We start from the raw sequence: 15,290 nt of genomic DNA, 5'->3' as shown, positions 1-15,290 counted from the left end.
TGCTGGTGCCATGACCTCGGAGCCGACCCCGGACCTCAGCCCGCAGGGGCCGCCCGCCCGCGTGCCGGAGCCCTCGCCCACCACCGTCCCGAGCGGGATCCCCGCGATCGAGGCGGCGACCCACCCCCCGGAGGCGCGCGAGGCCGAGGTGCTCATCATCACGGGCATGTCGGGCGCGGGCCGCACGCGGGCCGCCGCCGTGCTCGAGGACCTCGACTGGTACGTCGTCGACAACCTGCCGCCGCGCATGATCGTCCCGCTCGTGGACCTCATGACCCGGTCGGGCTCGGCGCTCGAGCGCATCGCGGCGGTCGTCGACGTGCGCGGCCGCGAGTTCTTCACCGACCTCGTCGAGGTGCTCGACCACCTCCGGCAGAACGGGGTGTTCTACCGCATCCTGTTCCTCGACGCGTCCGACGAGGTGCTCGTGCGCCGGTACGAGCAGGTCCGGAGGCCGCACCCGCTGCAGGGCGAGGGGCGCATCCTCGACGGCCTGGCCGAGGAGCGACGCCTGCTCGCGAGCCTCGAGGAGCGCTCCGACGTCGTGATCGACACGTCCGAGCTCACCGTGCACGACCTCGCGCGCGAGGTCCGTGCCGCCGTCGCCGACGGCACGCCGGAGACGCTGCGCATCAACGTCGTCTCGTTCGGGTTCAAGTACGGGCTGCCCCTCGACGCCGACCACGTGGTCGACGTGCGGTTCCTCGCGAACCCGTACTGGATCACCGAGCTGCGCCACCTCACCGGCCGCGACGCCCCGGTGCGCGACTACGTGCTCGGGCGCCCCGGCGCGCTCGAGTTCATCGACCGGTACGTGAGCGCCCTGGAGCCGGTCCTCGCCGGATACCTGGGCGAGGAGAAGCGCTACGTGACGATCGCCGTCGGCTGCACCGGGGGCAAGCACCGCTCCGTCGCGATCAGCGAGGCGATCGCCGCACGCCTGCGCGCGCAGGGGCAGCGCGTCATCGTGACCGCCCGCGACCTCGGCAAGGAGTGATCGGTGGTCGCCAAGCGCAACCCCGCCGTCGTCGCCCTGGGCGGCGGCCACGGCCTGTCCGCGAGCCTCTCCGCGCTGCGCCTCATGTCCGACCGGCTGACGGCCGTCGTGACGGTGGCGGACGACGGCGGGTCGTCGGGGCGCCTGCGCTCCGAGCTCGGCGTGCTGCCCCCGGGGGACCTGCGCATGGCGCTCGCGGCGCTGTGCGACGACTCGGAGTGGGGCCGCACGTGGAGCGCGCTCCTGCAGCACCGGTTCACGTCCGAAGGGGACCTCGACAACCATGCGGTGGGCAACCTGCTCATCGTCGCGCTGTGGGAGCTCCTCGACGACCCGGTCGCCGGGCTCGACTGGGTGGGCAAGCTCCTCGGCGCGCGCGGGCGCGTGCTGCCCATGGCGGCGGTGCCGCTCGGGATCGAGGCCGACGTGCGGACCGGCGACCGCCTGGAGACGGTCGTCGGGCAGAGCCACGTCGCCGTGACCCACGGGCGCATCGAGCAGCTCCGGCTCGTGCCCGCGGACCCGCCCGCGTGCGCGGAGGCGGTCCAGGCCGTCGAGGAGGCGGACTGGGTCGTGCTCGGGCCGGGGTCGTGGTTCTCGTCGGTGATGCCGCACCTGCTCGTGCCCGAGCTCGCGCGGGCCCTGCACGAGACCAGCGCGCGACGCTGCGTGACCCTCAACCTGTCGAGCGAGACGGGGGAGACGTACGGGCTCTCCGCCACCGACCACCTCGAGGCCCTGCACAAGCACGCGCCCGGGCTCCGGATCGACGCCGTCGTCGCCGACCCGTCCGCCGTCGAGGACACCGAGCAGCTCGCGGAAGCGGCCGCGCGCATGGGGGCGCGGCTCCTCCTGCGGCAGGTGCGGCGCGGAGACGGCACGCCGCGGCACGACGCGCTGCGCCTGGCGGCGGCCTACCGGGACGTGTTCGACGACTTCCTCGGCGACGTCGGCTCGCCCGCCCGCTGATCCGCGCGCCGGGGCGCGCCGGACGGCCCTCGGGGCGCCCGGCCCGCCGCCGCGACGCGTCGGCATCGGTGGCAGGATGTCCCGCATGGCGCTCACGGCACAGGTGAAGGACGAGCTGGCTCGACTGCGGGTGGACAAGACCTCGTGCCGCAAGGCGGAGGTCTCGGCGATGCTCCGGTTCTCGGGCGGGCTGCACCTCATCTCGGGCCGCGTCGTCATCGAGGCCGAGCTCGACACGGCGATCGCGGCGCGCCGCCTGCGCGAGACCATCGCGGACGTCTACGGGCACACGAGCGAGCTCATCGTCGTGTCGGCGGGCGGGCTGCGCAAGAGCAGCCGCTACGTCGTGCGGGTCGTGCGCGACGGCGAGTCGCTGGCCCGCCAGACGGGCCTCCTGGACCAGCGCGGGCGGCCCGTGCGGGGCCTCCCGCCGCAGGTCGTCTCCGGCGGGGTGGAGGAGGCCGAGGCGGCGTGGCGCGGCGCGTTCCTGGCGCACGGGTCCCTCACCGAGCCGGGCCGGTCGTCGGCGCTCGAGATCACCTGCCCGGGACCGGAGGCCGCGCTCGCCCTGGTCGGCGCGGCCCGCCGCCTCGGCGTCTCCGCGAAGTCGCGCGAGGTCCGCGGCGTCGACCGCGTCGTGATCCGGGACGGGGACGCGATCAGCGCGCTCCTCACCCGCCTCGGTGCGCACGAGGCGGTCCTCGTCTGGGAGGAGCGGCGCGCCCGGCGCGAGGTGCGCGGGACCGCGAACCGGCTCGCGAACTTCGACGACGCGAACCTGCGCCGCTCGGCCCGGGCCGCGGTCGCGGCGGGCGCGCGCGTCGAGCGTGCCTTCGAGATCCTCGGCCCGGACCTGCCCGACCACCTGCGCGAGGCCGGCGAGCTCCGGCTCGCCCACAAGCAGGCGTCCCTCGAGGAGCTCGGGCAGCTCGCCGACCCGCCGCTGACCAAGGACGCCGTGGCGGGACGCATCCGCCGCCTGCTGTCGACGGCCGACAAGCGTGCCGCCGAGCTCGGCATCCCGGACACCGAGGCGGGGCTGAGCCCCGAGCTGCTCGACCTCTGAGCCGCCGTCCCGCGACGTGCCCGGCGCCCCGCGGGGCGACCGGCCCGGCACCTGGACGTCATGCACCGACGGGACGATGGTCCCGAACCGTGGGATCCAGGTCACACGCTGTCGTGGTGTTGGTATAGGCTCGGATGCGTCAGGTGACAACGACGTGCTCCTTCGCTGACACCCCTCGTGGGCGTGGGTGGTCCCGGCTGTCGCCGTGACGGTCCACGGGCACGGAGGGTGCTGTGCCGGGATCCCGGGCAGCGGGGCACGGGCGCGATCACCACCTGCGTACGACGGCGTACGTGATCGTTCGGCATCAACCGTGTGCGTCGGGACAACCGGCGCGCCCTGAGGAGGGCATTGTGACCATCCGCGTCGGTATCAACGGCTTCGGTCGTATCGGACGGAACTTCTACCGCGCCATCGTGGCGTCGGGCGCCGACATCGAGATCGTGGGCGTCAACGACCTCACGGACAACAAGACGCTCGCGCACCTGCTCAAGTACGACACGGTCCTCGGCCGTTTCCCGCTGAGCGTGGACTTCGACGACGACAACATCATCGTCGACGGCAAGAAGATCCGTGCCCTCGCCGAGCGTGACCCCGCGAACCTCCCCTGGGGCGAGCTGGGCGCCGACATCGTCATCGAGTCGACCGGCTTCTTCACGGACGCGACCAAGGCGAAGGCGCACATCGACGGCGGCGCCAAGAAGGTCATCATCTCCGCCCCGGCGAAGAACGAGGACGCGACGTTCGTCGTCGGCGTGAACTCGGACCAGTACGACCCGGCCGCGCACCACATCATCTCGAACGCGTCGTGCACCACGAACTGCCTCGCCCCGCTCGCGAAGGCGCTCAACGACTCGATCGGCATCGAGCGTGGTCTCATGACCACGATCCACGCCTACACGGGCGACCAGAACCTGCAGGACGGCCCGCACCGCGACCTGCGTCGCGCGCGCGCCGCCGCGCAGAACATCGTCCCGACCTCGACGGGTGCGGCCAAGGCCGTGTCGCTCGTCCTCCCGGAGCTCAAGGGCAAGCTCGACGGCTTCGCGCTGCGCGTGCCGGTCATCACGGGCTCGGCGACGGACCTCACGTTCACGGCCTCCAAGGAGGTCACGGTGGACGAGGTCAACGCCGCGGTGAAGGCTGCCTCGGAGGGCCCGCTCAAGGGCATCCTGTCCTACGTCGAGGACGAGATCGTCTCGAGCGACATCGTGACGGACCCGCACCAGAGCATCTTCGACTCGAAGCTCACCAAGGTGATCGGCGACCAGGTCAAGGTCGTCTCCTGGTACGACAACGAGTGGGGCTACTCGAACAGCCTCGTCGCGCTGACGCAGCTCGTCGGCGACAAGCTCTGAGCGACCTGCTGACGCAGCACGACCCTGCGTAGCAACCATGCGTCCGCGTGCGCGTCCCGGCACCGCCCGGTGACGCGCACGCGGACGTCCTCATGTGCGGGCCCGGCCGGTCCTCGGCAGGCGCCCCGTACGACGGCGACCGAACCGTAGGAGACCGCATGAACACGATCGACTCCCTGGGCGACCTGCGCGGCAAGCGCGTCCTCGTCCGCTCCGACTTCAACGTCCCGCTCGACGGGACGACCATCACGGACGACGGCCGCATCCGTGCGGCGCTGCCGACGCTGAAGAAGCTCACCGACGCCGGCGCGAAGGTGATCGTCACCGCGCACCTGGGCCGCCCCAAGGGCGAGCCGGACGCGAAGTACTCGCTCGCGCCCGTCGCGGCCCGCCTGGGCGAGCTGCTCGGCGTGCCGGTCCACCTCGCGCAGGACGTCGTCGGCGACTCGGCGCGCGAGACCGTGGCCGCGCTCGGCGAGGGTGAGGTCGCGCTGCTCGAGAACATCCGGTTCGACCCGCGCGAGACGTCCAAGGACGACGCGGAGCGCCAGTCGCTCGCCCAGGACCTCGCCCAGCTCGCGGACGTGTTCGTCTCCGACGGCTTCGGCGTCGTGCACCGCAAGCAGGCGTCGGTCTACGACGTCGCCCAGGTGCTCCCGTCCGCCGTGGGCGAGCTCGTCCTCAAGGAGGTCGACTCGCTGCGCAAGGCGACGGAGGACCCGGCCCGCCCGTACGCGGTCGTGCTCGGCGGCTCGAAGGTCTCGGACAAGCTCGGCGTCATCGCGAACCTGCTCACCAAGGCCGACCGCCTGCTCATCGGCGGCGGCATGGTCTTCACGTTCCTCGCGGCGAAGGGCTACGGCGTCGGCAAGTCCCTCCTCGAGGAGGACCAGATCGACACGGTCAAGGGCTACCTCGCGGACGCGGAGAAGAACGGCGTCGAGATCGTCCTGCCGACCGACATCGTCGTGGCGGACGCGTTCGCCGCGGACTCCCCGCACGAGGTCGTCGCCGCGGACGCGATCCCGGCGGACAAGATCGGCCTCGACATCGGCCCCGAGTCGGCCCAGCTCTTCGCCAGCAAGATCGTCGACGCGAAGACGGTCGTGTGGAACGGGCCCGCGGGCGTGTTCGAGTTCGAGGCGTTCTCGGGCGGCACGCGTGCCGTGGCCCAGGCGCTCGTCGACGCGACCGCGAACGGCGCGTTCACGATCGTCGGCGGCGGCGACTCGGCCGCCGCGGTCCGGATCCTCGGCTTCGACGAGTCCGGCTTCAGCCACATCTCGACCGGCGGCGGCGCGAGCCTCGAGTTCCTCGAGGGCAAGGACCTGCCGGGGATCTCCGTCCTCGAGGGCTGAGCGCCCCTCCCGAACCATCCTCACGCACCGCCCGCGGCACGTCGTGCGCGGGCGGTGCGACCCCCACAGAGAGAAGAAGGACCGTGGCGAACAGCCGTACCCCGCTCATGGCGGGCAACTGGAAGATGAACCTGGACCACCACCAGGCGACCCACACCGTGCAGAAGCTCGCGTGGACCCTCAAGGACGCGAAGCACGACTACGCGGCCGTCGAGGTCGCCGTGCTGCCGCCCTTCACCGACCTCCGGTCGGTGCAGACGCTCGTCGACGCGGACAAGCTCGAGCTGAAGTACGGCGCCCAGGACGTGTCCGCGCACCTCGAGGGCGCGTACACGGGCGAGATCTCGGCGACGATGCTCGCCAAGCTCGGCGCGAGCTACGTCGCGATCGGCCACTCGGAGCGCCGGCAGTACCACGCCGAGACCGACGCGCAGGTCAACGAGAAGATCGTCGCCGCCGTGGGTCAGGGCATCGCCCCGATCCTGTGCGTGGGCGAGGGCCTGGACGTGCGCAAGGCCGGCGAGCAGATCTCCTACACGCTGGCCCAGGTCGAGGGCGCCCTCGCGGGCATCCCCGCCGCCCAGCTCGCGACGCTCGTCATCGCGTACGAGCCCGTCTGGGCCATCGGCACGGGCGAGGTCGCGACGCCGGAGGACGCGCAGGAGGTCTGCGGTGCCATCCGCGGCGCCCTGGGCGACCTGTACGACGCCGACCTCGCGAACGCGACGCGCATCCTGTACGGCGGCTCCGTGAAGTCGTCCAACGTGGCCGCGATCATGGCGCAGCCCGACGTCGACGGCGCGCTCGTCGGCGGCGCGAGCCTCGACCCCGAGGAGTTCGCCAAGATCGCGCGCTACCAGTCGCACGCGACCGGCGCCTGACCTCCGCGAGACCCTCGCACCGACGGCCCCGGGAGCGGATCCCGGGGCCGTCGGCCCGTGGCGTGAGACGCCCCCGGCCGGGGTTGGCCGCAGCGGCCCCCCGTCGCCTACTCTTGTCCCCTGTGCAGCAGGTCACGCCTGCGCACGACAACCGTGCGGTCGCGCTCGACATCGGTCGGGACGGCCCTGAGCCTCAAGGACGTACTCGTGGACGTGCTGCGCATCATCCTCCAGATCCTGCTGGTCCTCTCCAGCGGCTTCCTCACCCTGCTCGTGCTCATGCACAAGGGCAAGGGCGGCGGCCTCTCCGACATGTTCGGCGGCGGGATCTCGAGCTCGGTGGGCAGCTCCGGCGTCGCCGAGCGCAACCTCAACCGGATCACCGTGGCGTTCGCCCTCGTCTGGGCGGTCGTCATCGTGCTCCTGGGGCTGCTCCAGAAGGTGAGCTGACGTCGACCTCGGGCGCCCTGTGAGGGCGTCCCGGGGTCGAGCAGGGCTCGCGGAGTCGGCAGGGGGCAGCCGCGCCGGACGGCGCGGTACGGGCAGGATCGAGTGCCGACGACGGCATGGACGGGGGAGAGCACGTGGCAGGTGGTAACGCGATCCGCGGGTCGCGCGTCGGGGCGGGACCGCTCGGGGAGTCCGAGCGCGGCGAGATCGCGCCGCGCTTCTGGGTCTCCTACTGGTGCGCGAACGGCCACGAGACGCGACCCAGCTTCTCCTCGGAGGCGGAGATCGAGGCGCCCGAGACCTGGGACTGCCCGCGCTGCGGGTTCCCGGCCGGGCAGGACCGGGAGAACCCGCCGACGCCGTCGCGCAACGAGCCCTACAAGACGCACCTCGCCTACGTGAAGGAGCGTCGCAGCGACGAGGACGGCGTCGCGATCCTCGACGAGGCGCTCGCCGCGCTGCGTGCCCGCCGCGGTCGCTGACCGGGCGCGCTGAGCCCGAGGCCGAGCCGCTCGCCTCGCCGTCGGCTCAGCGCACGCGCGCGAGCACGAACCCGTCGTAGCCCTTGGACCCCACGGTCTGCAGGGCCGTGGCGTCGAGCCGCGGGTCCGCGACGACGCGGTCGACCATCTCCCGCACCCCGCGCACGTTCGGGTCGGTGCTCCCCGCGTCGGCGACGGCGCCGCCGCGGACGGTGTTGTCCACGACGATCAGCGTGCCGGGGCGGGACAGCCGGAGCGCGAGGTCGAGGTAGACGGGGTTCGACGGCTTGTCGGCGTCGACGAACGCGAGGTCGAACGGCTCGACGCCCTCGTCGACGAGGCCCCGCAGCGTGTCCGCGGCCGGGCCGAGCACGACGTCGACGATCCCCGCGAGACCGGCCTCGGCCAGGGACTCCCGCGCGACCGCGACGTGCGCGGCGTCGATCTCGCACGTGACGAGCGCGCCGTCGGGCGGCAGCGCGCGGGCGAGCCAGATCGTCGAGTAGCCGCCGAGCGTCCCGACCTCCAGCACCCGGCGCGCGCCGGAGGCGAGCGCGAGGAGCTGGAGGAACCGGCCCTGCGCGGGGGAGACCTGGATCTCCGGCAGGCCGGCGGCGCGCGCCCTCGCACCGGCGGCGGCGAGCACGTCGTCCTCGCCCACGAGCGGGCCGAAGTACGCGTCGACCGCGTCCCACGTCGCCGTGGGGTCCACGTGCTCGCCGCCGGCCGTCATCGGTCGGCGTCCCGCGTGCCCGCCGCCGCGGCGTCGACGAGCCACAGCGTGCGCTCGGTGCCGCTGACCGCGGCCGCCGGGGTCTCGGACGCCGGGGCTCCGCCGAGCGCCGACGCGACGGCCGGTGCCTTCTCCGCGCCCGCGGCGACGACCCACACCTGACGGGCTCGCGCGACGGCCTCGAAGGTCAGCGTCACGCGCTCCGGCGGCGGCTTGGGCGAGCCGTGGACGCCGGCGGTCGGGACGCCCGTCACGTCGAGCCCCGGGTGCCCGGGGAAGAGCGACGCGACGTGGCCGTCGGGTCCCATCCCGAGCAGGAGCACGTCGAACGCGGGCACCTCGGCACCGTCCGGCGCGTGCCCGGCGAGCGTCGCCGCGTACGCCGCGGCCGACTCCTCGGGGGTCGCCGCCACGTCGGCCGCGGGCATCGGGTGCACGTTCTCGGCCGGGAGCTGAGGCAGGTGGGCGAGCAGCGCGTCGCGCGCCTGCGTCTCGTTGCGGTCCGGGTCCCCGGTGGGCAGGAAGCGCTCGTCGCCCCACCAGAGGTGCACGCCCGACCAGTCGACGGCGTCGCGGGCCGGGTGGCGCTCGAGCGCCGCGAGGCTCGCGATGCCGACGGTGCCGCCGGTGAGCACGACGTGCACCGGGCTGCGCACCGACTGCACGTCGAGCAGGCGCGTCACGAGCCGCGACGCGACGGCCTCGGCGAGGACGTCCGCGTCCGGGTGGACGACCACGAGACGCCCGTGCGACGCGTGCGCGTCGCCGGGCCGGGCGGCGGTCACGCGCCCACCTTCTGCAGGCCCTTGGTGAGCACCTCGCCGTAGATCTCGTCCGGGTCGAGGCGGCGCAGCTCCTCGATGAGGGCCTCGCTCAGCGTCCGGATGGGCAGTGCGACGCGGCGGTCGGGCTTGCCCGGCTGGCTGATCGTCACGATGCGCCCGTCGGGGCGGTCGAGGATGATCGGCCCGCTCTTGCGCTCGAGCGTGACGCGCGTGATCGCCTCGGCCCCGCGACGGCGCACGACCTGCGAGGGGCAGCGCAGCCGAGAGCCGAGCCACGCCGCGAGCAGGTCGAGCGAGGTGTGCTTCGCCTGCCCCTCGACCAGGACGTTCGTCACCGGCTCGTACGGCGGCTGGTCGAGCGCTGCGGCGATGAGGCCGCGCCACAGCGTCACGCGCGCCCACGCGAGGTCGGAGTCCCCGGGGCCGTACGTCGTCGCGAGCTGCGCGAGCGTCGCCTCGGGGTCCTTGGACGTGATCGAGTCGGTGATGCGGCGCTGGGCCATCGCGCCGACCGGGTCGTCGTCGACCGACGCGGGGGGCTGGCCCGGCCACCACACCACGATCGGCGCGTCCGGGAGCAGGAGCGGCATGACGAGCGTGTCGGCGTGCTCGAGCAGGGGCCCCGCGGTCCGCAGCACGACGACCTCGGACGCGCCGGCGTCGCCGCCCACGCGGATCTGGGCGTCGAGGTGCGGGACGGTGCTCCGGCCGGACGGCGCCACGACGATGACGCGGCACGGGTGCTCACGGCTCGCGTCGTTCGCGGCCTCGATCGACGTCTCGACGTCGGACTCGCGCGCGATGACGACGAGCGTGAGGACGCGGCCGAGCGCGATCGCGCCGCCCTCGTCGCGCAGCCGCACGAGGCGCTTGTTCACCGCGTTCGTCGTCGTGTCGGGCAGGTCGATGATCATCGCGGGGTCCTCGCCGGTCGGGAGGTCGTGCGGCCCTGCGGCGCACGACGGGGTCGGGGGGTCTCTCTCAGGGGCGCCGCGCTCCGCGGGGCCGGCGCCGGGGCGGCGGCCGTCACGGGCGCCGCCACGAGCGGCCGTCGCGCGCGAGCATCGCGTCGGCCGACTCGGGCCCCCACGTGCCGGACCGGTACTGGTCGGGCGTGCCGCGGGAGGCCCAGTGGGCGGTGATCGGGTCGAGGATCTTCCACGAGAGCTCGACCTCCTCGCGCGTCGGGAAGAGCGGCGGGTCGCCGAGCAGCACGTCGAGGATGAGCCGCTCGTAGGCCTCGGGGGAGGACTCGGTGAACGCGTGCCCGTACCCGAAGTCCATCGTGACGTCGCGGACCTCCATCGCGGTGCCGGGGACCTTCGCGCCGAACCGCATCGTCACGCCCTCGTCGGGCTGGACGCGGATGACGAGCGCGTTGTTGCCCAGGTCGGAGGCCTGCGAGGTCTCGAACGGCAGGTGCGGGGCCTTCTTGAAGACGACGGCGACCTCGGTCACGCGACGCCCGAGGCGCTTGCCCGTGCGGAGGTAGAACGGGACGCCCGCCCAGCGGCGGTTGTCGATGTCCACGCGGATCGCGGCGTAGGTCTCGGTCGTCGAGTCCGCGGGGATGCCGTCCTCGTCGAGGAAGCCGATGACCTCCTCGCCGCCCTGCCACCCGGCGGCGTACTGGCCGCGCGCGGTGTGCTTGGACAGCTCGCGCGGCAGGCGCACGGCCGACAGCGCCTTGATCTTCTCGGCGCGCAGCGACGGCGCGTCGAACGACACGGGCTCCTCCATCGCGACGAGCGCGAGGAGCTGGAGCAGGTGGTTCTGGATGACGTCGCGCGCGGCGCCGATGCCGTCGTAGTAGCCCGCGCGGCCGCCGATGCCGATGTCCTCGGCCATCGTGATCTGCACGTGGTCCACGTAGTTGGCGTTCCAGATGGGCTCGAACATCTGGTTGGCGAAGCGCAGGGCGAGGAGGTTCTGGACCGTCTCCTTGCCGAGGTAGTGGTCGATGCGGAACACCGAGTCGGGCGGGAAGACCTCCGACACGACGGCGTCCAGCTCGCGGGCGCTCTCGAGGTCGTGGCCGAAGGGCTTCTCGATGACGACACGGCGCCAGGCGTCTCCTTCGGAGCGGGAGAGCCCGGAGCGGGAGAGCTGCCGGCACACGACCGGGAACGCGCTCGGCGGCACCGAGAGGTAGAAGGCGTGGTTGCCGCCCGTGCCGCGCTCGGCGTCCAGCGTCTCGACGGTCTCGCGCAGGCGCTCGAAGGCGTCCTCGTCGTCGAACGTGCCCTGCACGAACCGGATCCCCTCGGCGAGCTGCCGCCACGTCGCCTCACGGAAGGGCGTGCGCGCGTGCTCCTTGACGGCGTCGTGCACGACCTGCGCGAAGTCCTGGTCCTCCCAGTCGCGGCGCGCGAAGCCTGTGAGCGCGAAGCCCGGGGGGAGCAGGCCGCGGTTGGCCAGGTCGTACACCGCGGGCATGAGCTTCTTGCGGGCGAGGTCGCCCGTGACGCCGAAGATGACGAGCCCGCAGGGGCCCGCGATCCGGGGCAGGCGCAGGTCGAGGGGGTCGCGCAGCGGGTTGTGCTCTGGCGTGATCTTGGCCGGTCTCACCTGGTGGCACCGTTCCGTTTCGAGGAGGGGTCGGGAGGACTGCAGAAGGACTGAGGCGTGTGCGGATGATACGGGCGGCTCGCGCTGGCGCGCCGTCGTTCCCGCAGGTCGGACGCGTGCCCGCCGGGGCGGGCACGCGTCGGTGGGTCAGGAGCCGGCGGCGTCGCGCAGGCCGTCGCGCGTCGTGGCGAGGAGGTCGGTCCAGCTGTCCTCGAACTTGCGCACGCCCTCCTCCTCGAGGCGGTCGGTGACCTCGACGAGCGAGACGCCGAAGGACTCGACGGTCTCCAGGGTGCGGCGGGAGGCGGCGGCGGTGCCGGTGACCGTGTCGCCCGTGACGACGCCGTGGTCGGCGAACGCCTGCAGCGTCGCCTCGGGCATGGTGTTGACGATCCCGTCGGTGACGAGCTCGTCGACGTACATCGTGTCGCGGTACTCGGGGTTCTTCACGCCGGTCGAGGCCCACAGCGGGCGCTGCGGGCGCGCGCCGGACGCGGCGAGCGAGCGCCACCGGTCGGTCTGGCGGAACTCCTCGTACGCCTCGAACGCGAGGCGCGCGTTCGCGATCGCGGACTGCCCGCGCAGGTCGAGCGCCTCCGGGGTGCCGACCTTCTCGAGCGCGGCGTCCACCGCGGTGTCCACGCGCGAGACGAAGAACGACGCGACGGAGCCGACGGGCGCGAGGTCGATGCCGTCCGCCCGCGCCTGCTCGAGCCCGATCGCGAAGGCGTCCATGACGGCGCGGTAGCGCGCGAGCGAGAAGATGAGCGTCACGTTCACGCTGATGCCCTGCGCGAGGGTGCGGGAGATCGCGTCGAGCCCGGCGACCGTCGCGGGGATCTTGATGTAGACGTTGGGCCGGTCGATGGTGGCCCACAGCCGCTCGGCCGTGACGACCGTCTTGTCGGCGTCGTGCGCGAGGCGGGGGTCGACCTCGATCGACACGCGCCCGTCGACGCCGTCGGTCGCGTCGTAGACCGGGCGCAGCAGGTCCGCGGCGGCGCGCACGTCGTCCGTCGTGATCCGCTCGACGGCGGCCTCGACCGCCGCGTCGTCCACGCCGGCGGGCGCGAGCTCGGCGAGCTGGGCGTCGTAGGCGTCGCCCTTCGCGAGCGCCGACGCGAAGATCGTGGGGTTCGTGGTCACGCCGACGACGCCGCGCGTCGCCACGAGGTCGGCGAGGTTGCCGGTGCGCAGCCGTTCTCGGGAGAGGTCGTCGAGCCAGATCGACACTCCCGCTCCCGTGAGCTGCTCGATGGGGCCGGGGACGGTGGGGGACTGCGTCATCGGACTTCCTCTCGGTGGTGCTCTCGCTGCGGGCGTGCGCCCCGGGGCGTGCGTGGCTCCCCGGGGCAGCCCGAGGTGGGGCCGCGCACGGCCCCACCTCGGAATCTACGAAGGGTCAGCGCTGGTCGCCAGTGCCACCCTCCGACGGCGTCGGCGCGGCGCCCGGGGCGTCGTCGCCGCGCGCCGCGGCGATCGACTCGCGCGCCGCCGTCGCGACGGCCTCGGACGTGATGCCGAACTCGCGGTACAGCACCTGGTAGTCGGCCGAGGCGCCGTAGTGCTCGAGGCTCACGGAGCGGCCGGCGTCGCCGACGAGCTCGCGCCAGCCCTGCGCCACGCCCGCCTCGACGGACACGCGCGCGCGGACGGCGGCCGGCAGGACCGACTCGCGGTAGGCGGCGTCCTGACCGTCGAACCACTCGCGGCTCGGGAGGGAAACGACGCGCGCCTGCACGCCCTCGCCCGCGAGGATCTCGCGCGCCTCGACGGCGAGCTGCACCTCGGAGCCGGTGCCGATGAGGATGACGTCGGGCGTGCCGTCGGTGTCGAGCAGCACGTAGCCGCCGCGGGCGGTGCCCGAGGCGTCGGCGTAGCCCTCGGTGCCGCGCGGGAACGTCGGGACGTTCTGGCGCGTGAGGATGATGCCCGCCGGGCGCTCGGTGTTCTCGAGGATCGTGCGCCAGGCCCACGACGTCTCGTTCGCGTCGGCCGGGCGGACGACGTCGAGGCCCGGGATGGCGCGCAGCGCGGCGAGGTGCTCGACGGGCTGGTGCGTCGGGCCGTCCTCGCCCAGGCCGATCGAGTCGTGCGTCCACACGAACGTCGTCGGGATCTCCATGAGCGCGGCGAGGCGCACCGCGGGGCGCATGTAGTCGCTGAACTGGAGGAACGTGCCGCCGTAGGCGCGCGTGCCGCCGTGCAGGACGATGCCGTTGAGGATCGCGCCCATGGCGTGCTCGCGGATGCCGAAGTGCAGCGTGCGCCCGTACTCGTGGCCGGGGAACTTCTTGGTCGCGTGCTCGACGGGCACGAACGACGGCTCGCCGTCCATGGTCGTGTTGTTCGAGCCGGCGAGGTCGGCCGAGCCGCCCCACAGCTCGGGCAGCACGTCCTTGAGCGCGGTGAGGACCTTGCCCGACGCGGAGCGCGTCGCGACGGCCTTGCCCGCCTCGAACGTCGGCAGCGCGTCCTCCCAGCCGGCCGGGAGCTCGCGGTTCTCGAGGCGGCCGAGCAGCTCGGCGCCCGACGGGTTCGCCGTCTTCCACGCCGCGAAGGCCGTGTCCCAGGCCGCGCGCGCGTCGCCCTGGCGCTCGCCGACGGCGCGCGTGTACGCGAGCACCTCGTCGTCGATCGCGAAGCTCGCCTCGGGGTCGAGGCCGAGCTCGATCTTGAGGCCCTTGATCTCGTCGGCGCCCATGGCCGAGCCGTGGATGCCGCCGGTGTTCTGCTTGGTCGGCGACGGGTAGCCGATGATCGTGCGCAGCGCGATGATCGACGGCTTGCCGGTCTCCGCCTTGGCGGCCTCGATCGCGGCGTGCAGCGCGTCGACGTCCTCCGCGTAGCCGGTGCCGCCGTTGGTCCAGTCGACCCGCTGGGTGTGCCAGCCGTACGCCGCGTAGCGCGCGAGGACGTCCTCGGTGAACGCGATGTCCGTGTCGTCCTCGATGGAGATCTTGTTGTCGTCCCAGATGACGACGAGGTTGCCGAGCTGCTGGTGGCCGGCGAGCGAGGACGCCTCGCTCGTCACGCCCTCCTGCAGGTCGCCGTCGGACGCGATGACGTAGACGTGGTGGTCGAACGGCGACTCGCCCGGGGCGGTCGACGGGTCCAGCAGACCGCGCTCGCGGCGGGCCGCGAAGGCCATGCCGACGGAGGACGCGAGGCCCTGGCCGAGCGGGCCGGTCGTGATCTCGACGCCCCGGGTGTGCTTGTACTCGGGGTGGCCGGGGGTCTTGGAGCCCCACGTGCGCAGGGCCTCGATGTCCGCCATCTCCAGGCCGTACCCGGCGAGGAAGAGCTGGAGGTAGATCGTGAGCGACGAGTGGCCCGCCGAGAGCACGAACCGGTCGCGGCCGACCCAGTGGTCGTCCGACGGGTCGTGGCGCATGACCTTCTGGAACAGGAGGTAGGCGGCCGGCGCCAGCGAGATCGCGGTGCCGGGGTGGCCGTTGCCCACCTTCTCCACCGCGTCGGCGGCGAGCGCCTTGATCGTCTTGACGGCCCGGTCGTCCAGGTCCGTCCAGTCCAGGGGCGTGTGAGCAGGGGACAACGCGTTCACCGAACCTCATTCCCGTCCGGAGCGCGCGCCCCGGATCCTCGCGACAACTCGAAACAACCGTTGAACATTTCCCGACCT

14 protein-coding genes are annotated in these 15,290 nt (G+C 73.2%); 8 read left to right on the top strand and 6 right to left on the bottom strand.

All coding sequences use genetic code 11. The features are described 5' to 3' along the window. Positions 1-10 precede the first annotated feature (10 nt). The 8 genes from rapZ (at position 11) to ACZ402_RS11200 (ending at position 7,561) form a co-directional block, all read left to right on the top strand. The gene (gene rapZ, locus ACZ402_RS11235) at positions 11-997 is read left to right on the top strand and encodes an RNase adapter RapZ (protein WP_375823750.1); all 987 of its coding nucleotides are present in this window, start codon (positions 11-13) and stop codon (positions 995-997) included. Between the two features lie 3 nt (positions 998-1,000). After that, positions 1,001-1,966, top strand: a complete 966-nt coding sequence (locus tag ACZ402_RS11230; protein ID WP_375823749.1) for a gluconeogenesis factor YvcK family protein — start codon at positions 1,001-1,003, stop codon at positions 1,964-1,966. A gap of 85 nt (positions 1,967-2,051) precedes the next feature. Next, entirely contained in the window at positions 2,052-3,032 is a 981-nt protein-coding gene (whiA, locus tag ACZ402_RS11225) for a DNA-binding protein WhiA (protein ID WP_047232822.1), read from the top strand. Between the two features lie 353 nt (positions 3,033-3,385). Then, entirely contained in the window at positions 3,386-4,390 is a 1,005-nt protein-coding gene (gene gap, locus ACZ402_RS11220) for a type I glyceraldehyde-3-phosphate dehydrogenase (RefSeq protein ID WP_087472154.1), read from the top strand. Positions 4,391-4,548: 158 nt separating this feature from the next. Further along, positions 4,549-5,748 (top strand): phosphoglycerate kinase, encoded by a 1,200-nt coding sequence (locus ACZ402_RS11215; protein WP_375823748.1) that lies wholly within the window; start codon positions 4,549-4,551, stop codon positions 5,746-5,748. 107 nt (positions 5,749-5,855) lie between these two features. Further along, on the top strand, positions 5,856-6,629 hold the full coding sequence (gene tpiA / locus ACZ402_RS11210) for a triose-phosphate isomerase (RefSeq protein ID WP_375823816.1): 774 nt from the start codon (positions 5,856-5,858) through the stop codon (positions 6,627-6,629). A gap of 207 nt (positions 6,630-6,836) precedes the next feature. Then, positions 6,837-7,079: a preprotein translocase subunit SecG gene (secG, locus tag ACZ402_RS11205; RefSeq protein ID WP_375823747.1), complete on the top strand. Its 243-nt coding sequence runs from the start codon at positions 6,837-6,839 to the stop codon at positions 7,077-7,079. Between the two features lie 134 nt (positions 7,080-7,213). Next, positions 7,214-7,561, top strand: a complete 348-nt coding sequence (locus tag ACZ402_RS11200; protein ID WP_047232819.1) for an RNA polymerase-binding protein RbpA — start codon at positions 7,214-7,216, stop codon at positions 7,559-7,561. 46 nt (positions 7,562-7,607) lie between these two features. Here the strand turns inward: ACZ402_RS11200 and ACZ402_RS11195 are convergent, their stop codons facing one another. The 6 genes from ACZ402_RS11195 to tkt all read right to left on the bottom strand — a co-directional run bounded on the left by ACZ402_RS11195 (position 7,608) and on the right by tkt (position 15,212). Then, positions 7,608-8,294 (bottom strand): O-methyltransferase, encoded by a 687-nt coding sequence (locus ACZ402_RS11195; RefSeq protein ID WP_375823746.1) that lies wholly within the window; start codon positions 8,292-8,294, stop codon positions 7,608-7,610. Further along, positions 8,291-9,079, bottom strand: coding sequence for a 6-phosphogluconolactonase (pgl, locus tag ACZ402_RS11190; RefSeq protein WP_375823745.1), 789 nt, complete (start codon positions 9,077-9,079; stop codon positions 8,291-8,293). The genes ACZ402_RS11195 and pgl overlap by 4 nt, the downstream gene beginning before the upstream one ends. Continuing rightward, a complete protein-coding gene (gene opcA, locus ACZ402_RS11185; protein WP_375823744.1) occupies positions 9,076-9,993 on the bottom strand; it encodes a glucose-6-phosphate dehydrogenase assembly protein OpcA in 918 nt (305 codons plus the stop codon). Before opcA ends, pgl begins: the two co-directional genes overlap by 4 nt. Positions 9,994-10,105: 112 nt before the next feature. Further along, on the bottom strand, positions 10,106-11,647 hold the full coding sequence (gene zwf, locus ACZ402_RS11180; protein WP_375823743.1) for a glucose-6-phosphate dehydrogenase: 1,542 nt from the start codon (positions 11,645-11,647) through the stop codon (positions 10,106-10,108). Between the two features lie 147 nt (positions 11,648-11,794). Continuing rightward, positions 11,795-12,934 carry a transaldolase gene (gene tal, locus ACZ402_RS11175; RefSeq protein ID WP_375823741.1) on the bottom strand — a complete coding sequence of 380 codons (1,140 nt, stop codon included), beginning with the start codon at positions 12,932-12,934 and terminating at the stop codon, positions 11,795-11,797. Between the two features lie 115 nt (positions 12,935-13,049). After that, the gene (tkt, locus tag ACZ402_RS11170; protein WP_375823740.1) at positions 13,050-15,212 is read right to left on the bottom strand and encodes a transketolase; all 2,163 of its coding nucleotides are present in this window, start codon (positions 15,210-15,212) and stop codon (positions 13,050-13,052) included. Between the last annotated feature and the right edge of the window lie 78 nt (positions 15,213-15,290).

The organism is Cellulosimicrobium sp. NPDC030954, from assembly GCF_055571305.1.
Note: the sequence above shows the minus strand (reverse complement) of the source record. Positions and strands in the feature narration are given on the sequence as shown.